The 18,317-nt window shown below is 61.9% G+C and carries 21 protein-coding genes and 1 tRNA gene; 12 read left to right on the plus strand and 10 right to left on the minus strand.

Annotation, left to right across the window (positions count from 1 at the left end; genetic code table 11):
- Positions 1–44: 44 nt before the first annotated feature.
- The 6 genes from SPDO_RS10930 (at position 45) to SPDO_RS10950 (ending at position 5,523) form a co-directional block, all read left to right on the plus strand.
- Positions 45–2,699 (plus strand): hypothetical protein, encoded by a 2,655-nt coding sequence (locus SPDO_RS10930; RefSeq protein ID WP_088367551.1) that lies wholly within the window; start codon positions 45–47, stop codon positions 2,697–2,699.
- A gap of 197 nt (positions 2,700–2,896) precedes the next feature.
- Positions 2,897–3,430: a hypothetical protein gene (locus SPDO_RS10935; RefSeq protein ID WP_088367552.1), complete on the plus strand. Its 534-nt coding sequence runs from the start codon at positions 2,897–2,899 to the stop codon at positions 3,428–3,430.
- Positions 3,427–3,828 (plus strand): hypothetical protein, encoded by a 402-nt coding sequence (locus SPDO_RS10940; protein WP_088367831.1) that lies wholly within the window; start codon positions 3,427–3,429, stop codon positions 3,826–3,828. The genes SPDO_RS10935 and SPDO_RS10940 overlap by 4 nt, the downstream gene beginning before the upstream one ends.
- 272 nt (positions 3,829–4,100) lie before the next feature.
- The gene (locus tag SPDO_RS10945) at positions 4,101–4,739 is read left to right on the plus strand and encodes a lysozyme (protein ID WP_143559640.1); all 639 of its coding nucleotides are present in this window, start codon (positions 4,101–4,103) and stop codon (positions 4,737–4,739) included.
- Entirely contained in the window at positions 4,736–4,867 is a 132-nt protein-coding gene (locus SPDO_RS17255) for a hypothetical protein (RefSeq protein ID WP_281252580.1), read from the plus strand. Before SPDO_RS10945 ends, SPDO_RS17255 begins: the two co-directional genes overlap by 4 nt.
- A 23-nt stretch (positions 4,868–4,890) precedes the next feature.
- Positions 4,891–5,523 (plus strand): SOS response-associated peptidase, encoded by a 633-nt coding sequence (locus SPDO_RS10950; protein ID WP_281252581.1) that lies wholly within the window; start codon positions 4,891–4,893, stop codon positions 5,521–5,523.
- Positions 5,524–5,542: 19 nt separating this feature from the next.
- On the opposite strand, the gene SPDO_RS10955 is transcribed toward SPDO_RS10950, so the two are convergent.
- The 4 genes from SPDO_RS10955 to SPDO_RS10965 are packed head-to-tail and all read right to left on the minus strand — an operon-like array spanning position 5,543 to position 7,497.
- Positions 5,543–6,187 (minus strand): JAB domain-containing protein, encoded by a 645-nt coding sequence (locus SPDO_RS10955; RefSeq protein ID WP_158212186.1) that lies wholly within the window; start codon positions 6,185–6,187, stop codon positions 5,543–5,545.
- Positions 6,154–6,576 carry a hypothetical protein gene (locus tag SPDO_RS16835; protein ID WP_158212187.1) on the minus strand — a complete coding sequence of 141 codons (423 nt, stop codon included), beginning with the start codon at positions 6,574–6,576 and terminating at the stop codon, positions 6,154–6,156. Before SPDO_RS16835 ends, SPDO_RS10955 begins: the two co-directional genes overlap by 34 nt.
- Before the next feature lie 39 nt (positions 6,577–6,615).
- Positions 6,616–6,963: a hypothetical protein gene (locus SPDO_RS10960; protein ID WP_143559641.1), complete on the minus strand. Its 348-nt coding sequence runs from the start codon at positions 6,961–6,963 to the stop codon at positions 6,616–6,618.
- A gap of 33 nt (positions 6,964–6,996) precedes the next feature.
- Positions 6,997–7,497 carry a helix-turn-helix domain-containing protein gene (locus SPDO_RS10965; protein WP_088367557.1) on the minus strand — a complete coding sequence of 167 codons (501 nt, stop codon included), beginning with the start codon at positions 7,495–7,497 and terminating at the stop codon, positions 6,997–6,999.
- Between the two features lie 321 nt (positions 7,498–7,818).
- On the opposite strand from SPDO_RS10965, the gene SPDO_RS10970 reads away from it, so the two are divergent.
- Positions 7,819–8,361 (plus strand): hypothetical protein, encoded by a 543-nt coding sequence (locus tag SPDO_RS10970; RefSeq protein WP_088367558.1) that lies wholly within the window; start codon positions 7,819–7,821, stop codon positions 8,359–8,361.
- Positions 8,362–8,437: 76 nt separating this feature from the next.
- Here SPDO_RS10970 and SPDO_RS10975 read toward each other — a convergent pair whose 3' ends face one another.
- Complete coding sequence (locus SPDO_RS10975) at positions 8,438–8,710, minus strand: hypothetical protein (RefSeq protein WP_088367559.1); 273 nt, start codon at positions 8,708–8,710, stop codon at positions 8,438–8,440.
- A gap of 122 nt (positions 8,711–8,832) precedes the next feature.
- Positions 8,833–9,075: a helix-turn-helix domain-containing protein gene (locus SPDO_RS10980; protein ID WP_088367560.1), complete on the minus strand. Its 243-nt coding sequence runs from the start codon at positions 9,073–9,075 to the stop codon at positions 8,833–8,835.
- A 486-nt stretch (positions 9,076–9,561) separates the two neighbouring features.
- On the opposite strand from SPDO_RS10980, the gene SPDO_RS10985 reads away from it, so the two are divergent.
- A complete protein-coding gene (locus tag SPDO_RS10985) occupies positions 9,562–10,335 on the plus strand; it encodes a Hachiman antiphage defense system protein HamA (protein WP_245829408.1) in 774 nt (257 codons plus the stop codon).
- Positions 10,319–13,807, plus strand: a complete 3,489-nt coding sequence (locus SPDO_RS10990; protein ID WP_088367561.1) for a DEAD/DEAH box helicase — start codon at positions 10,319–10,321, stop codon at positions 13,805–13,807. The genes SPDO_RS10985 and SPDO_RS10990 overlap by 17 nt, the downstream gene beginning before the upstream one ends.
- A 34-nt stretch (positions 13,808–13,841) precedes the next feature.
- On the opposite strand, the gene SPDO_RS10995 is transcribed toward SPDO_RS10990, so the two are convergent.
- The 3 genes from SPDO_RS10995 to SPDO_RS11005 are packed head-to-tail and all read right to left on the minus strand — an operon-like array spanning position 13,842 to position 15,333.
- Complete coding sequence (locus SPDO_RS10995; RefSeq protein ID WP_088367562.1) at positions 13,842–14,300, minus strand: hypothetical protein; 459 nt, start codon at positions 14,298–14,300, stop codon at positions 13,842–13,844.
- Positions 14,297–15,142, minus strand: coding sequence for a hypothetical protein (locus tag SPDO_RS11000; protein WP_088367563.1), 846 nt, complete (start codon positions 15,140–15,142; stop codon positions 14,297–14,299). The genes SPDO_RS10995 and SPDO_RS11000 overlap by 4 nt, the downstream gene beginning before the upstream one ends.
- 2 nt (positions 15,143–15,144) lie before the next feature.
- Positions 15,145–15,333 carry a hypothetical protein gene (locus tag SPDO_RS11005; RefSeq protein ID WP_088367564.1) on the minus strand — a complete coding sequence of 63 codons (189 nt, stop codon included), beginning with the start codon at positions 15,331–15,333 and terminating at the stop codon, positions 15,145–15,147.
- A 370-nt stretch (positions 15,334–15,703) separates the two neighbouring features.
- Here SPDO_RS11005 and SPDO_RS16840 point away from each other — a divergent pair.
- The 3 genes from SPDO_RS16840 to SPDO_RS11015 all read left to right on the plus strand — a co-directional run bounded on the left by SPDO_RS16840 (position 15,704) and on the right by SPDO_RS11015 (position 17,878).
- Positions 15,704–15,806: transfer RNA gene (locus SPDO_RS16840), tRNA-Lys, on the plus strand.
- A gap of 181 nt (positions 15,807–15,987) precedes the next feature.
- Positions 15,988–16,833: an EcoRI family type II restriction endonuclease gene (locus tag SPDO_RS11010; protein ID WP_088367565.1), complete on the plus strand. Its 846-nt coding sequence runs from the start codon at positions 15,988–15,990 to the stop codon at positions 16,831–16,833.
- 109 nt (positions 16,834–16,942) lie between these two features.
- A complete protein-coding gene (locus SPDO_RS11015) occupies positions 16,943–17,878 on the plus strand; it encodes a DNA-methyltransferase (RefSeq protein WP_211280069.1) in 936 nt (311 codons plus the stop codon).
- Between the two features lie 95 nt (positions 17,879–17,973).
- Here SPDO_RS11015 and SPDO_RS16960 read toward each other — a convergent pair whose 3' ends face one another.
- Positions 17,974–18,111: a hypothetical protein gene (locus SPDO_RS16960; RefSeq protein WP_169716259.1), complete on the minus strand. Its 138-nt coding sequence runs from the start codon at positions 18,109–18,111 to the stop codon at positions 17,974–17,976.
- Between the last annotated feature and the right edge of the window lie 206 nt (positions 18,112–18,317).

Here is an 18,317-nt window from a genome sequence, read left to right on the forward strand (position 1 = left end):
CCGATGATGCGAAACCTGCTGATCGCGGGCGCGGAGGCACGCGCGTGCTGACCCTCTATTGGAACAGCCGTGTTCTCGAGGCGCTTGCGCTTGACGAACTTGCCGTCGGCTATCGTTGGCTGCTGCCCGACGGATCAGCGAGTGACATGCTGGGCGAGAGCTATGCATTTATCATCACCGGCCCCGGAATTGGTACGCGGCTTGGGCTGCCGGTCGATTTCGCGATCGCGCTCAGTGAGCGAGAAGCGGATCGGGACGGGGTCTACCATGCCATGCGATTGCCAGCGAACACGGCGCCGCAACTGGCGGGAATGGTCGGTCTGCGGTGGCAGGTTGCCGAGGTGCTGGCAAACGGAGCTTACAAGCCACACGTCGGCGGCGAGCTGAAGATCGGATCGGTCACAGGGTACAATCCACCGGCGGAAACGCCAGTCTTCACCGATGGCGGGCTGCTCATCATCGAGCACGATGAGAGTGAAGCCGCAACGGGCAACCGCAAAATTCGCGCGATCGGCACGGGTCGTCGAGGGCTCGCTTCCTACGAAGCGCGCTTTCTCGCAGGTCGCATCTCTGAGCCCACGGAGGAAGCCGAGGATGCCTACCTTCGCGGTTTAGCGACTGAGCTGTCCGGGACGTCGATCCAGGGAGACGGTTTGGTCACTACTGCCGGCACTTTAGGGGGCACTCCGCTGGTACGGGTCAGCGCAGCAAGCGAGGCGGAAGCCGTCGCCGGCACCAGCACCAATAAGGCCGTGACGCCGAAGGCGATGAAGGCGGCAACTGACCTGCAGTCGGCCGCAATCCTTGCACTTACCGGCGCGGCTCTTGATCAGCGCCTGCGCCTCGATGTTCATCAGGCAAACGACGACAGCAGCCAGGCGATCGGCCGCGAGAACTTGAAAGCAGCGAAAGACAGCGCGGTCGCGGCAGCGCTGGCGGGTAGACCGGAAGTGTCGGCGGGCGTAGCGGCCGCCATCGCTGCGGCGATCATGGCGGCCCATTACGGTGACGACGCGCTCGTTCGTGCGCCAAAGCTGGCGATGTACTCGCCGGCAGATCTACCGTCGAAGAATAGTTACCTTCAGGCGCGAGATCCGCTTACGTCGGACGACGCCACTCTTCTCTATACGGCGGGCAGTTGGTGGCGGAACACTGCCACAGGCGCGGTGTGGCGCTGCCTCTCAGCTGCGAATGATGCGGCAGTTTGGGTGAGGGTCGAGGACTTGCCGTTCATGCGGCTGCGCGACGCATATCGGAACTGGGGCAACGGGCAGGACGACACGCAGGCGGCGGCCGATCTGCTCAAGACTGGCCAACCATTGCTGCTGGAGAGCCGCGGTCCCGGAAAGTCCGTCCTTTTCGACAATCTTGAATTGAACAGTGGCGATACGGTTCTCGGCTTCGGTGGTCTGTCATACCTCGGCCTCGACACTCGGCCGTTCGTGAAGGTGAAGCAGAACGGATCAAAAGAGGCATTCGATGCCGCCTTTCGTCTGGCGCCAGGCGCCAAAGGCGTCCTGATCCAAGGTATCGGCATCAACGGATATTGGTCTCCAACCGACAACCGCAATGTGAATGGCATCGCAAGCGGAGGAGACCGAGTTACGGCCCGCGATGTCACGATGCGTTACCTGAACATCGGCGTCGGTGACCGCGCGGGCTATTCGAACACGCGGAAACTCTGGAACTGCGTCGGCCACGAGTGCAACTCGATCATGGTCAATCCGATCGACAGCACGGTGATTGACGGCGAGTTTGCGGTCTGTCGCGAGCACGCGTTCATCTTCGACTTCGGCGCCGAGCGAAACCGGATGGTCAACCCTCGGATTGAACATGGATTGAAGTTTGCGATTGCGGCGATCGGGGCCTCTGCGACGCAGAAGGTTGGAAACCTGTCATGCATCGGTCTTCAGGTCGATCGGATGGGTGAGGGCGGCCTGTTATTCGTCAACGCGCAGAAGATCGATGTCGTAGGCGGCAATTATACACGTAATGGCCACCTGGCCTCGGGCATGACCGGCAAGAGCGCGCATGTCGTTCTCGACGCGGCGACTTCGGATGTCATTATCACGGCGACAACGGCTCAGCACGGCTTTGACGACGGCGGCGGCGGGCTAGACGCGCCGGACTTTGTCATAAAGCTTCAGGGTGCCGCGCTTTCAAATATCGTTCTTGTCGGCAATTCGTGGGCCAACGGCTCGATCAACGCGCAAAACATTCTGTTCAAGGCGTCCGGATCGTCCCCTGGCGGAATGTATATCCAGAAGTTCAACACCGGACTTGTCGGTGAGGTGTCAGGCGCCGGGCTGAACGAGTCCGGAGGGCGAACCTTTCAGTCGTCGAGGTCGGTCGTCGTTCAGGATGGGACCACGGGCACGCTGTCGATGACGCAGCAGCCGGTGGCGGCCAACAGCGCCGTGCCGCGGACGCTGATCATGACGATCATCGAGCCGACGGCCGGGCTCACTTACCAAGCTACCTTCCGTGCCGTGCTGCGGCGCTTCGGCGGCAACGCAACCCTCGGCTTCTCGGCGGCGGGTCAAGAGATCGGCACAGCAGGTTCGATCCGCATCGCCGCGGCAGCAACCTTTCGCCTCGATTTTCCAACGATCGCAGCTGACGGCAGCACGTTCGATCTGACAATCGCGAACGCCATCGGCTCTACCCGGGCGGTTACGGTCTCAGCCGAGTGGAGCTGATCTTAGTGCGCTGACCTCTCAGCGAGACTTGACCCCTCATTTACGCAGTTTCGGAGGAAGTATCGATGACGCTGGGCCATGTGCCTGGCGCCGCAAAGGTTCCGGTCGACGTTCTGTCGTTCGGCGTCGCCGGCGGCACCGTCACGCGGCTCCTGCCTCACCTCTCCCTCTGATGACTTCCTGAAGCGGAGACTTCTATGAACGAGACAAGCCTTGCGGCTCAGGCGGTAGCGTCTGGGCCGGGCACCGTCGCGCCCCCATCCTTCGACGGCCATGGCTGGCTGGTCGCACTCAACATGGGCGTGATGACATTCGGTTGCGTTGCAGGCTTGATGGTAATCGGCATGCTGCTCACCGACGCGCGAAAGCGCCGGCGGCAGGATGTCGGCTGGGCACCCGCGCGCATCTTCCGGGTGATCGGCCTGCTGTTCGCCAGCGGCATCACTTTGCGGTGCGGCGCGGAGGCGCTTTCGCTGTGGGGTTGGAACCCGCGGGAGGCGGACGCCACGGCGCGGTTCCTGCTGATCAAGCGCCTGGTCGACCCGTTCGCCGCCTGCTTCGGTCTGGGTGGGCTCGGCCTCTACGTGATGAGCATGCCGGGTGTGTTCACGCAGCTGCGCAAGGAACCGCTGCCGCTTCGGATGTGGCAGGCATGGCCGACGGTGAAGCGGATGCTGGCGGTCGGCGGGCTATGCTTCGTCGCCGCCATCGGCGTGGTGTCGACGCGGTGATCTGGCGCGTGGGGGCAACGGCGGGCGCCCTGCTGCCCGTCGCCGCGGCTGCGATCGCCGCAGACAAGGGGGCCACGGTGGCAACGTCTCAACCGGTCATCTGGCATGTTCTCGGCTATCCGTTCGAGGCGGGCAGCATGATTGCCGCGATCTGCGCGTGCATCGCCGTGCGCTTCTACGTCGTGCAGCGCGATCGGAAGGCGCACCGCTGGACGCTCGATCTCCCCGTAAGCGTGCTGTCGCTGATGTTCGCCGCGGGCGCGATCGTTCGGATGCGGCCGAGCCCTGACGTCGCCTTGCTTTACGGCACGGGGTTTGGCGCGCTCGGCGCCGGCATCATCACCCTGGCGCTCGCGTATGTGCAGCGGGTGACTGGCGGACAGCCGCCACAGAACTGAGTGTCGGCGGACGCAAGCGTCGCGCGCTCCGCTCCCTCGGGGCGCAAGACGCTTGCGGAGCCGGCAGCGGGCTAGCGCCGGGCTTCGCGCCTTTCCTCGTCACAATCAAAAGTAGAGGCAACGACTTGGCTCTGTGAGCCTCTTCACAGGGCCGGCGCAGGTGCGCGGTCGGCGCACACAGGCAAATCGCGGCAAATCTGAAAGTGGGCGCCCCGTTGCTTCAAAGGGAAGAAGCGATCTTGGGGAAGAATCGGGACGCCCAGTGGGGGAGCATGAGGCTGAAAGCCCTGCTCGCATCCGCATCATCTCTGCGCTTCTCCACCAGAACAAGGAAAATCGACATGACAGCCGAACTTCGGGTGGGGCCGATCGCGCGCGCCCTCATGCATCACTTCGAAACCTGCAGGCTGGCTGCCTATCGGTGCCCGGCCAACGTGCCGACGATCGGATGGGGCAACACCTATTATCTGGATGGGCGGCCGGTTCGCATGGGTGACCGCATCACCCAACAGCAGGCAGACGACCTATTCGCCGCAATCCTGGAACGCGACTTCGGCGCGCCGGTCCGCGCGGAGCTGAGCGTGGCGGGCGCTGCCGAGACGTCGCCCGCGCAGTTCGGAGCCATGGTCGCCCTCGCCTACAACATCGGCATGGGACCGCGCGCCTGGCGCAATGGGCTGCAGAAAGGATTTCGCCAGTCTGAGGTTCTCCGCCTGCACCGGGCCGGCAACTATGTCGGCGCCGGCGGCGTCGGTGGTGACCGGCCGACGTCAGGCGCTTTTGGCGGCTGGGTTCGCGCCCGGGGCAAGGTGTCAAACGGCTTGGTCCGACGGCGCAATGCAGAGGCAGCCCTTTATCGGTCAGACTTTGCCGCGCTGGAGCGGTTCACGAATGGTGAGGTGAAGGGATGAGGCTCAACGCTCGGCTGATCCTGAAGCTGATCATTGCCGTTCCGGCGCTCATCGATCTCGGCAGACGGGGAGCTGCGGCCGGCCGCGCGATCGTGGACCTGGTGGCGCAGCCGAAGGAGCCCCGCTAGGCTCTTCCCGGCCAGCTGGGAGAGTGACCATCTGCAACCGTTACCGCATGACTGCGAAGGAATCCGACCTTGCCGCCCGTTACGGCATCGTCTCGCCCTATCCTGAGGATCTAACGATCCCGCCGCCCGAGCTGTTCCCCGACAAGCTGGCCTATGTCGTGCGCGATCAAGGCGGCGCACGCATCCTAGACACGATGTCGTGGGGCTTCCCTCACAAGGTGCCTGGCAAGCGGATCGACAAAGCGACGGGCAAGCCGGTGCTGCTCGACAGGAAGGTGACCAACGTCCGGAACTACACATCACCGTTCTGGAAGAGCGCGCTTGCGAATCCGGAGCGCCGTTGCCTGGTGCCTTTTACGGCGTTCAGCGAGTACGGACAAATCCGCAGTGAAGACGGCAAGCTGCCGCTCCACTGGTTCGATGTGCCCAGCCGGTCGATCGTCAGCTTCGCCGGGATCTGGCGCCCGGCCGAGGGCGGCGCCGTGTTCGCCTTCCTGACCACCGAGCCGAACTCGCTGGTGGCGCCGATCCATCCGAAAGCTATGCCGGTGCTGCTGCACAATGAGGATGAGGAGCGGTGGCTATCGGCGCCAATCGAAGATGCGATGGAGCTGGTGGCGCCCTTCCCCGCTCAGCTAATGCGGGTCGACGGCTAGTCCCTTTAGCAGAGCGCAATCACATTAGCCCTCTGGAGCGAAGGCTGACATGCTCTCCCAAACCGATAATCAGGTGATCGTGCACCTGTATATCGAAGTGACGAGCAGCGTCTATTACTTGCTGGGTTAAAGCGATGTCTGCACGACTGGGTGTCGGATCCCCGGAAGGGTGGTTGTGGGCCAGTATGATCGCTGACGTACCAAGCTCGAGACACCGAGCCACAAGCTCGCGCACGTGAACCGTCGCTTGGTTGACTGTGCCTTCGGAGAAGATCTCGTCTTTGATAAGCACCTTCCGAGCATTGAGATGTAGCACCCGCACTTGTTCTGTCGGTCGGTGCTGCATCTGCACACGCAAATAGGCGATAAGAGATTCCCACTCGCCAACGGCCGGCTTTCGCTGCACGCGTTCGATAAGAACATGGCCCAGGGCGGCATCCACTCGTCGAAGCAGGTTCAGCGCATCTGAACCTGCAACCCGGCGCATCCGTGAGGAGCTGCCCTTTAGGGTGGCTCCAAGACACCCAAACTCTGTCAAAAGAGCAGCGGCGGCACGGTCGGGATCTGGCTCGCACCCGCGGAGTAATGAGGCGAGGACCGTGACAGCATTGCCGTCGAACGGGCAGTCACTCAGTGCGGCACCGGCGCCGAGAACCGACGCCACTGCCGGTAAATTCCGGCAATCAGCACGGGTGGGATAAGGTATGCTGTCATGCCCGCGAGCGCGTAACCGTTGCTTTCCAATGCGGGATTCAGCGCCCGCGCTATGTGAGCGAACAGAGATGGCGCGAGCAGCGCGGTCGCAAGCATCGGCCACCAGCGATCGGAGCGTAGAGCGACGAACAGTAACGTCAGGAACACAGCCCAGTCGATCAGCAGGATGGACCATACGACCTCATCGAAATTCGCGCCGGGCGGCTGCGCAAGTCGCGTCAGCACCGCGCCGGCGAGATTACCCGCTGCAATTACCTGCTCTGGCCACCCGCCCCATCGAAGCGCAGCAGGCAAAAGCACGATCGCAAGCAAGAAGAACGGGGCGACCCACCAAGGCATGTTTGGTGGATCGCGCAGCTTAGTTAGGCGGTCAACCGCTCACGCAGGTTCCGTCTGACGGCCAGCAGGCGAGAAAAGCTTCTTCTCCGGACTGTCGTTTGGACCGTAAGCACCAGGCGCGATCCGCCACTCCTCACGAATAGGCGCCAGCAGGGCATGAACCTCGTGGGCCTCTTGCTGGGCGGTGAAGGCTGCGTCGGCGGTCCGCCGCATACGTTCCAAGATGTCGGAGCCAAAGTTTGCTTCTGGCATGCGCGCCGTGGCGCGGGCTTCCAGCATCACTGAAAGCGCTTCGTAGCAGGTTGCCGCAGTTCGGATTGTCTGAAGTTTGGCAGGCAAAAATGCCGTCGCAACGTCAGCGGCTACCTGATGGCGTGTATTTGGCATGAGCAAGCTCCGTCACCGGAGCCGAGCTCCGGATCACTGTTGAAGAAGTGGATTCACTTGGTCCGCGACGCGTTGAACACCGTCCAGCATGGCGAAGGTGAGCACGTAAGTCGCGGTGATCGCCAACATCATGGCCGCGATGGCCAAGAGGCGCATAGTTAAACTCAGGTCATTTCGACCATCCTTGAAAGGACCTCTTCTCGGCAACGCAGGCTTGTCCTCAGCCATCGCTGCTACCAACGGTGTATCCGCCGGGTGATCCAACATTGGCGGTTGCTCGGGGATATCCTCCATCACCCTTTGCGGACTAACCCGCTTCGGATGAGGCCCGGTGTAGTCCGGAAAGAGAAGCTCCAGTAGTTGTTGGTCGGACATCGCCGTCTTGCGGCGCGCGGACCCAAGATGGGTCTTCAAAGTGTTCTCGCTGATGCCCAGGTGCTTCGCTGCGGCACCTCTATGACCATGACTGAAGAACGCGTGCAGTGACTCGCGCTCCCGCGCCGTCAGCGCCTCTAACCCCTTCCCCAAATACATCGACCCGCCCCAGAATCGCTTTTGGAGATATGATTATCCGAATTGAACCAATCATCTATATGGTTAATTTCGCTGACCGAAGTCTTATGTGACGTCGTCAGCGAAGCTTGCGCGGGTGCTGCGACAATCAAGATCGGCAGCCGTCTCACCATGGTGGTCAAGGCGATCTCGGCGTCAATCACCGCCTCCAAAAGAATGAGTGGAAGCAGAAGGGGATCGCGACTCGCCCAATATCGATCTGATCCGAAGATTGAGCAAGCCGTGCGAATCGCGCGCCCATGCCCCGGTTCGTCCAACATCTCCAGATCTTACGTTCCATCTATGTTCCGCTACGAGCGGCCGATGGTTGGCCCGCCAAAGACCCTGTACGATCTCCGGAAAGTCGAAGGCGCGGTGCGTCTTACCTGCCGAGCTTGCAAGCGACGCCAGTTGATCGATCGCGAAGAGTTGATCCTGATGCGACACATCGCGCGGGAGACGTGCGATTGGCCAGCTTTCTGCACCTCGGCGATCTGTTGCTATTGCACCAGTCGAAATGTGAAGGTGGAGATAGAGGCGTTCGCGAACGGCTTGCCGGAGCTGCGTCGCCGTCGCGCAACGATGATCACGATCGAGCTCGCGCTGATATTGCTCCGGGCAGCCTCCGATTCCGGCTCGCGCCGTGGCCTTCCCGTCGAGGCTGTTCGCCTCGCGCTACGGGCGGTACACCCGTTCTTGCAAGACAAAGCGCTACTGACGGAGTTCTGGGTCAGGTATTCCGACCCCGACCCCACGTTGGGGGAAAGCCCCGCCGGCTACTATGCAGACATTGTTCGAGCGCTGTTGAAGCGCGGTTACGCGGTTCCAGCCGAACCGCGGATTTAGCTCGCCGCCAAGACCCCGAAGCTCATCAAAGCCAGCATCAACATAAAGCCGGCAATGAAGCGGTGATCGATGATCTTCACAATTTCAGCTTCTGGCGCCGATCGGCGATCTGCTTGCCGCGTCGGCGGATCGCATCGGTCTTGGAGGCCGCGTCGATGATGATTTGCCGAATGGCCCTGCGCCGAAGGGAGAACGGGAGCGAGAACTGCATCGCTCGATATAGCCGCCGGACAGCCCGCTCGTGGTCGCCGGCGTATTTGACCGCGGCTGCGCCTTCTAGCTGGTCGACCTCGTGCTGATCCCAACTGGTCACCTGAACGGACAGCGATGCTATTTCCTCCGGTGTCATGCCCTCAGTCTCTCTCGTTATCGGGTGAGGAGCAAGTGGCGGGCAGTCGACGCGCGGCAGATCGAATTGTCGTTGATGAGGGTGCCACCCTGATCACGCGAGCGCAGCCGCTCGGCCTGCCTTCACTTCGCCACCTTGAACTTGGCCCAGCGTGGATCGGTACCGCCGAGCTCGGCTTCTGACACGCCGAAGAAGCGGCAAAGCGTCTCCCGGTCGGGGGCTTCGAGCCGCTCCGGCCTGCCCTCGCGCACATAGCGCCCGAGGTACGATCGCGGACGTCCGATCATGTCGGACAGATCGCCAAGGCCAGTGCGGAACTGCTTGGATAGCGCGCGCAGGCGTTCACGAGGATGGTGGATGATCATCGGCGGCTCCGTCGAATCCTGGGCCGCTTACATAAGCGATGTTCCGCCTATGTTCTACGCAGCTTTCGACGTATTCGACCGCTCAGGGCTAACCGGCGGCTTTTATGACAGAATCAGGAACACGGCAGGATACCGTGCGGGGGTAGATCGTGAATATGTGATAGCGCGCGTTGAGAAGTGGGTCTTTCCGCTCGACTGTTAATCGAGCGCTGTGCGCTCGCCCTCCGCGGCCGAGCTCCCGACTTCGTCCATCGCACCTTGTGTTTCTTGCCCCGTGCTGGCGCTCGAAGACGCTGCCGGTTACATCATGGAAAAGGTCAAGCGGCGTTCCGACAAACGGCGTAAGCCCTTGATATGCGGTAGGGCAACAAAGCGTGAATCTGTCGGAATGAGCATTGATCGGAAAGGTCGAAAACCACGACTTAAATTCTCAGGCTAGATGACGTTAAGCAGCAAGCAAGAGGAGATAAACAGCGGTGAGGATTAGTGGCTGATATCAAGACCTGGTGCGGTGACACGCGGACAAAGGTGAAGACGCACCAGCTCGTCTACCTGGAAGCCGATGCTGCCAAGCTGGCGCACGCCGTCACCTCGGTCGCTGCGGTCGTCCCCAGTCATTACGCCGCTCCCGATCGCGTCGCGGACATCCTGCAACGCCTCGGCAAGCCCGCTGTTGCCGAGTATGTCCGGACCAAGCTTCCCGAAGGCGCACGGTCGCGCTCCGGCGATCTAGGTGAGATCCTAGCGACGAGCTTCGTTACCGATTACACCGGCTACAAAGTCGGCGTGTTCAAACTTCGGTGGGCCGATCACCGCGAGATGGCGATGCGCGGCGACGATATCCTCGGCATCCGGCTCGATACCAAATTGACTGTCAAGTTCCTCAAGGGAGAGGTGAAAAGCCGCGCGACGCTCGGCTCGGCGACAATCGACGAGGCGCGTGCGGCATTGAACGCGACCCATGGGCGTCCGACGCCGCACGCGCTGGCGTTCGTCGCCGACCGGCTGTTCGAGACCGGCGACACGGCACTTGCCGCGGTCGTTGACCAGTACCAGCTCCAAACTCGCATCAAGCTCGATCAACTTTCGCATCTGCTGTTCACGTTCACGGGCAGCAATCCGAGCAAACTGCTGACTGCTAACCTCAACGCCTACACCGGCAAGGTGCATCAGGTCGCAGTCGGCCTTCGGGTGTCCACCCACCAAGCCTTCATCAAGCAGGTCTTCGAGAAAGTGATCGGCGATGGCAACAAGCCCTGAGGCGATCGCGCAACTAATCGAGGCGGCGACCGCACCTGGCTTTCGCAACGGCCTGCTGGCTAAGGGGCAGGCGCGCGCCATGGTGTGGCGCAATGGTGAGTTGCCTGCCGAGGCACCGTCGTTCTCTGCGCTGCTGACCTATGACCTGCTGAGTTACGCTTATTCGCTGATGACCCAAGGCCTGCGCCTGCTCGACCAAGGCAGCGAAGGCGAGGCTGCGCGCAATGCCTTCGAGCACGCCGCATCTGCGATCGAGGCGGTTACCTTGCGAGGTCCGCCCAGCGTAGAGCGCGACTTCCATCGGCTTATGGCAGGCGCGTGCTACCATCTCGCCCGCTATGCCGCTCGCGCGTTCTCCCTCCTCCACGAAGGTTTGAACGAGGCGAACCTCAGCGTACCCGAACGCGCGCTGGCGCTTCTGATGCTGCGTGATCTCGATATCCTCGAGACCCTCGTCCGCGATCACCGCCTTGGTGTCGCTGGATCCGAGGACGCGATGATCGCCCGGCTAACGCCCGCCATTGGAAGCGATGCGGCCACTGATGAGAGAGACAAGGAGATGCCCGCGCCGCTGTTGCAGGTGGTCGATCAAGCGCTGGCTGACAACTACATGGGCGCGCTTGGCATGGCACTGCTGGCTTTCGAGCGCGGCGAGGCCGCGTTGATCGACGCTGCGGTCGAGCAGCTAAAGGTAGGTCTGAGTTCGGCGGCAGAGCTCAATGTGGTCCCGAGCTGGTGGTGTCACCGCCTGACTATCTATCTGCTCGGCGATCTGTGGTCATCGAGCTTCCATGCCCGGCTACCCATGCAGCCGCTCAATGGCGTGGCGGAGGACTGGACCGCGTACCGAGAGCTGTTCATCGCCTCGCTGTTCCGCCGCGGCCGTGCCGAAATCGATCTCTGGCCCTCGCAGGTCGATGCGGCGACGCGCGCGCTGGACCTCAAGGACAACATGGTGGTATCGCTGCCGACTAGCGCCGGCAAGACGCGTGTGGCCGAGTTGTGCATCCTTGCCTGCCTCGCGGCCGGACGCCGCGTGGTGTTCGTGACGCCGTTGCGCGCGCTGTCGGCGCAGACGGAGGTGACGCTTCAGCGTAGCTTTCAGCCGCTCGGCAAGACGGTTTCCAGCCTGTACGGGGCGATCGGCGTCAGTGAGGTAGACGAGGACTTCCTGCGCGATAGCGACATCATCGTCGCAACCCCGGAGAAGCTGGACTTCGCTCTCCGCAACGACCCCGGGTTGCTCGACACCGTCGGCTTGGTGGTGCTCGATGAAGGCCATATGATCGGGTTGACCGAGCGCGAGGTCCGCTACGAGGTCCAGATACAGCGGCTGCTCCGGCGAAGCGACGCCAAGGATCGGCGCATCGTCTGCCTGTCAGCCATCCTCCCCGACGGTGATCAACTCGAGGACTTTACCGCTTGGCTGACCGGCGATCAGGATGACGGTCTTATCAAGCTGGACTGGCGCCCGACCCGGCTGCGCTATGGCGAGGTCGAATGGCGCGGCGACCATGCCAAGCTGGAAATCTCGGTAGGGGCCGAGAAGCCGTTTGTGCCCCGCTTCCTTACCGGGACGCTCCCCAAGGGACGCCGCTCCAAGCTGTTCCCCGGCGATCAGCGCGAACTATGCATTGCCACGGCGTGGGCGTTGGTGGCCGACCGGCATTCAGTTCTGATCTTCTGCCCACAGCGGCGAAACGTCGAGCCCTTCGCCAGGACGATTGTGGATCTCGCGGGCCGGGGTGCGCTGGCCCCGGTGCTCGAACACGACCCCGCCGTCCTCGACAACGCGATTGCGATCGGCAGCGAATGGCTTGGCGCTGACAGCCCGGTGCTCGCCTGCTTGCGCCTTGGCGTCGCGATCCATCACGGCGCGTTGCCTACTCCCTACCGCAAAGAGGTCGAGCGGCTGCTGCGGGAAGGCATCTTGCGCGTCACTGTGTCGTCGCCGACCCTTGCTCAAGGGCTCAACCTGTCTGCCACTACCCTAATTTTTTACGGTCTCAAGCGCGGCAGCGACCCTATCGACATCGCCGAGTTCCGCAACGTCGTGGGTCGAGCCGGGCGCGCCTATGTTGACGTCGAGGGCCTGGTGCTCATGCCCATGTTCGACAGGCTGTCGACGCGACGCGCCGATTGGGCAGCGATGGTGGCTAGCGCCAAGGGCAAGGAGATGGAAAGCGGTTTGGTCCGCCTCCTCCTGTTTCTGATGCAACGCATCGTCACGAAGGCGGGCGTGAAGTCGCTAAGTGCGGCCAAAGAGTATCTGGCGGGTACAACGGTTTGGGACTTCCCGGTGTTGAATACGGAGGGCCCGGACGTCCGTGCGCAGGAGGAGGTGCGGTGGGCAAATTACCTGACCACGCTCGATACGGCGCTGCTCAGCATGCTGGGCGAGCAGGATGTGGCCGACGATCAGATCGAGGTCATGCTCGACGAGGTGCTGACCTGCTCATTGTGGACGCGTCGGCTTCGTCACCGGACCGATCTGGTCCAGCAGCTGCTCAAGTCCGGTCTCGCCGCACGGGCGAGGTTCATCTGGCGGCGCACCTCCGACGTGCAGCGGCGAGGCTATTTTCTGGCCGGCGTCGGTCTGGAAACCGGTGAAGCGCTCGATGCAGCAGCGCCAGAGCTGAATGAGCTACTGACACAGGCCAACGGCGCCATTCTCCTGGCCGATGCTGAGGTGGCGATCACGTCAATCACCCGCTTCGCCGAATGCGTGTTCGGCATTGCACCGTTCACCCCCGACAGCCTCCCCGCTAACTGGAAGGCGATCTTGCGCCTGTGGCTTGAAGGCAAGGCTCTGGCTGGGCTGGCAGCTGGCCGGGAGGACGAAGTGTTGAAGTTCGTCGAGCAGGCGCTCGTCTACAAGCTGCCCTGGGCGATGGAGGCGGTACGGGTTCGAGGGCTGGCGCATAATGATACCCTCGAGGGTGGCTTCTCGATGGAGGACGTCGAGCTTGGGGTGGCGGTATCCGCAGTGGAAGCGGGCTCACTGAACATTTCGGCGGCGATGCTGATGCGCGCGGGGTTCAGCTCGCGTCTAGCCGCCATCCATGCCGTCACCGAAACCGGCGCTGAGTTTGGCAGCATGTCCGACCTACGGGCATGGCTGCGCAGCGATCAGGTGGCGAGCCGCCGGAATGACCCCGAGTGGCCAACATCAGCAACGCACACGTTATGGGTGCAATTCATCGAGAGCCTGACGCCGCAGCAAGGTCGCACCTGGAGCGCGACCGAGGTCGAGATGGACGTGAAATGGAAAGGTCAACCGCCGTCCATCGGCGTTCCGCTGCGGCTCATGCATCATAAGGGCGAGACATTAGTCTGTGGCGCCGATTACCAGTTGCTGGGTAAGCTTAAGACGCCGCTCAACCCCGTGCGGCGAGGCGTGACGGTTGCCACGGTCGGTTGGTTCGACGACGTAGAGCTTCGTTACATCGGACCGGGCGATCTAACCCACTGACGCCTTGACGAGCCGCAGTACCAGAAGACGAGTTCTAAATTGGTGGCGGCTCGTATTCTGCGCGGCGACGCGCGCGCTCAAGGTCAAAGACAAAGGTTGGCCAGGACTTATCCGCATTCACAGGCCGCTCCCGAAGGCGACCGGCGAGCTCGTTCCGAATGTCTGCCGCATCTTCCCGCAGCGGGCAATCCGTCAATCGCCACACAATGAGGCGGGTCAACCAAAGCACTGGCCGTGCGCTGAAGCTTGCCGCGAGCAGGAGACGCCCTGGGACATGGGCGGGTCCGAGCACCCATGTCGTCAGGGCAAATAGAAGCAGCACGAGCACAGCGATCATCGAGATGGCAACGCGCGGCCGTAGGCGCACCAGCATGGGCAATTGCCAGACATCCTGGACAATACCGACAAGCGGCCAGAATAGCGCGGGTGACAGCGCAACCGCGATCACGAGTGCAAGGACCTGACCGAGCGGAGTAGTCGCTAACCAGGTCACGAAGTCGCCTCTTCGTCGGCCGCACCGGGCGCGATCTCCTCTAGAAGACTCTGCGCGACGCTATGGACCACGACATTGGTGATGACCCGCGCGTCAAGCTGCACGACTCCGCCCACGGCATCCTTGCCGTGGAGAGTGAACCCGGTCGGCCGATCGAACTCTCCGGCTTCCTCCCAAAACCGCCATGGCCACCGTGATGGCTTGGTTGGGAAGGACCCGAGCTGATAAAGGAAACGCTCTGGCCGCGCGAGCGCGATGGAGACCAGTTCGCCGTTCACGCCTTGGCGCGCATCGATCACGATCCCCTTGTAGGCGACGCCGTAGCCGTCGCTCATGGTCGAAGTGAAAATGTGACCAATGGGAGCGTAGCCATTTTCGGCCGGACGGGTGATGTGCTGGAAAACCCATCCCTGCCCCGTCCAGTCGAGCGGCTCGAGCAAAAGGTCGAACGTTTCGCTTCCGACGAATGCCAACACGGCGAATACCTCGAAGGCGAGCAGCGCGGCCGTCGCGATTGCCGTGGTCGCAGGCATCGCGTTACCGCTGGTCACTGCCGCGTAGTAGGCGCCTACGGGGTTCGTCACCGCGGGACCAAGGTCGAGTTTAGGGAAAGCCTGGTTTATCGCTAGACCCGCGTCTATGACGCCGGCTACGACGAGATAGCCGAGATAGTGGGTCATGATCGACAGGATCACTGCGGCAACCAAAGCGTTTACCGTCGTGAGTTGCTGCTCGGGTCGGCGGGCGCCTGCTCGACCAACACGAAAATTAAAGGCGGCGAGGGCGACTAGTCCAGGTAACAGAATTATGACGCTCGCAAGGAAGCCCAGCGTGAGCGGCATTCCTACTTCTTCGGTGCAGCGGCGCCCGGTTTGAAGGAGTACCGGCCATTGGCGGCATCCCGAACGACGTGGCCCTTGCCCTTTGCCTCGCGCCGTTCCCTTTCCAGGCGGATCAGCTCGGAGTAGCCGCCAACCTTCCGCGCGGCTTCCCCGGCGCGGCGCTGCTCACCAATGGTCATGATCGTCGCCATAACAGGCTATGTAAAGCTTCGCAGGATCATCGTCCAGTGAACTCGCCGGAGCCTCAAAAGTGCCCTGGCCGTCAGTCGCCTGTGACCTCCACAGGGGTGCTCGCGCATAAACGTAACATGCGGCGTCAAGCGGTAGCGGACAGGCTGTTTACTACCATCAACAGGTGTTCGTGACGCGCCGGCTGGTTCCTGAACGAGCGGCAGTTTACCGCATCCGACCGCCAGAAAGCGGAGGGACTGCGTTCCACCCACCTTCGTCGCGCTTCGGATTGATCGCACAACCTGCCTATTGCCGCTCCTGCTCCTCGAACCTTAACGCAGTGAGTCTTTTCAGGCTTGCACATATTCCGACATGTTCCATCTGCCCAGAGGGGGCTTCGAGGTACAGAGAGCGAAAATGTCGGAAAACAGCGAGATAAAGCCGCTGTCTCTTAATCAGCGGGTCCTTGGTTCGAGCCCAAGTGCGTCCACCACCTTTTCCCCAGCGATAACAGGCGTTTAGCTACCCCTTGCGGGGCCGCGCTGTGTGGTCATTAGCGCGCTCATAAGGCCGTCGTAAGTACCAGCTAGGGGCGGCGCACATCAGGCCCCAACCTTCCCCCAATCCGTACTGTTTGATACGCCTGATCCTCCACACACACGGGGGAGTCGTCAGTGGCGGGGGAAGTCGAGTTCAAGGGCAAAGGACAGGCGCTTCGGTTGGGCATCCAGCAGGAGCTGGGGGGTGGCCCGCTGACCATCTTCGGAGCAGCAGCTCAGAAGCACGATCTGTCCATTCGCGAGGTGACGGCGGGTGTGCTGGTAAAGCTGGCCGAGGAGTTTCCGAACCTAGAGTTTCAGCTTCGCACTTCTCTCAGCAAGCGAGAGATCAACACCAAGCTGCGCGGCTTCGACGCTCGGCTGGGGCAGGCTCTTTTCGTTGAGAGCGCAAGCATACGCCCGGATGGCGGTATAACCGAAGTGAAGGATCGGCACGGCAAATGGCGTATCGTGCTAGTCGGGGAGTCGAAGCACCAGGGCAACGACGTGGAGAAAATTCTCGCGGGAGTGTTGCAGGGCAAGAACAAGGACCAGGACTTCATGGCGGCCGGCAATGCCATCGAAAGAATGCACAAAAACGTCTTAGAGCTGCGGAACTTCATGCTCGATGAGCAGCACTTTCCCTACGTCGTATTCCTGCAAGGCTCGAATTTCGCCACGGAGTCCTTCGATGTAACACGTCCGGACGGACGTGTGGTTAGGATCGTCCACGACTCTGGCTTACTCAACCGCATCGACCGCCTTACGGCCAGCAGCTTGTCGCGCGAGATCAACCAGAATTACTGCGAGAATATCACTGTCCGTGCCGGGGGCCATGACCACATGTTCCAGATCGCTTCTCTCTACTGCAAGGCGCACCCGTGGGAGGCCAAGGAGATGGCGGACAGAATGCTGGAGGTGGCGCGAACCTCGATACGCGTCCTTGCCCAAGACCTCGATTTCGGCGAGAACGCGGCATGAACACGTGACCCGTAGCGAGCGTATCGCGCGGCGGCACGGTAACCTAAAGCACCCGAGAGAGACATTCTAAATGGCAAATAGGTCGCACCGGAATGCGGGCCACCGGGCGATGAACGCGCTCAACAAGGCTGGGCAGAAGCATTCGTCCGACGCCCTGGTGAACGCGGACGCTTCGGCAAGGACGAAACACGTTTACGAGGTGGGTGACTGCCTCGACATGCTGGCAAAGATCCCGGACAACTCGGTTCAGCTGATCGTCTGCGACCCGCCGTACAACATCCTCTTGGCTGACTGGGATGACCACGCAAACTACATCGCTTGGGCTAAGACCTGGTTGGCAGAGGCTGAACGAGTCCTGTCGTCGACCGGCAGCATCGCGATATTCGGCGGCTTGCAGTACCAGGGCGAGGCTGGGTCAGGTGACCTGCTTTCGATAATCTCACACATGCGCGAGCATAGTAAGATGTTGCTCGCCAACCTCATAATCTGGAACTACCCGAACGGGATGAGCGCCCAGCGCTTTTTCGCGAATCGCCACGAAGAGATCGCGTGGTTTGCCAAGACGAAGAAGTACTACTTCGATCTCGACGCAGTACGCGAGCCTTACGACGAAGCGACCAAAGCGGCCTATATGAAGGATAAGCGCCTCAACCCAGAGTCCGTTGAGAAGGGGCGCAATCCCACGAACGTCTGGCGCATCGGTCGTCTGAACGGCAACTCTCTGGAACGTGTTGGTCACCCGACACAGAAGCCCGCAGCGGTCATCGAGCGGCTGGTGCGGGCGCTGTCATATCCCGGCTCGACGGTTCTCGATTTCTTCGCGGGCAGTGGCGTGACCGCACGGGTAGCGATCCAAGAGGGGCGGAACAGCATCTGCACGGATGCGGACCCCGTGTTCCGTGAATACATGACCAAGCAGCTCGGGTTCCTGCGCGCAGAGGGGCTGCTCAACAGTGTCCGCCAGTATGATGTCGTCGAGGGCCTCGAGAACCTAGACCCTTCTTACGAGGCACTTACCCCTGGCATTCCGGAGGCAGCGGAATAGAACGAAAACCATAGCTTACGCGGACCGCCGACTGATTTAATGTTCGACGGAGATCAATGCGGGCGGGGCCGGTTGCCGACCGGCCCCTACGCACGTCATTTCTTCTTCTTGTCCGGCCGCTGCGACAGGGCCGACCCCGCCGCCGTCTTCGAGTCCTTGCCGGTGCGACCATCGCGGAGGACATTGGAGGCGGCCTTGCCCGCCTTCGCGCTCGTGTGCTCGTTATTCGCCATCGTTCAGGCTCCAAGCTCACACCATCTTGTGGTGCAATCTGGTGAACGGCCTATTAGTTGATTTGTTCCCCGCCCGTTCTCTCACTTTGGCATCAGCGCCCCGCTCCCGAGGAGTGCAGGTGCGGGGCGCTGCCGATGGACGCGCGGCGGGAGTCTAGCACCACCGCGCCCACTAGGTCGATCACTGGCCCGTGTCCGCAACCGAC

Source organism: Sphingomonas dokdonensis, from assembly GCF_002197685.1.
GTDB classification, from domain to species: Bacteria; Pseudomonadota; Alphaproteobacteria; order Sphingomonadales; family Sphingomonadaceae; genus Sphingomonas; species Sphingomonas dokdonensis.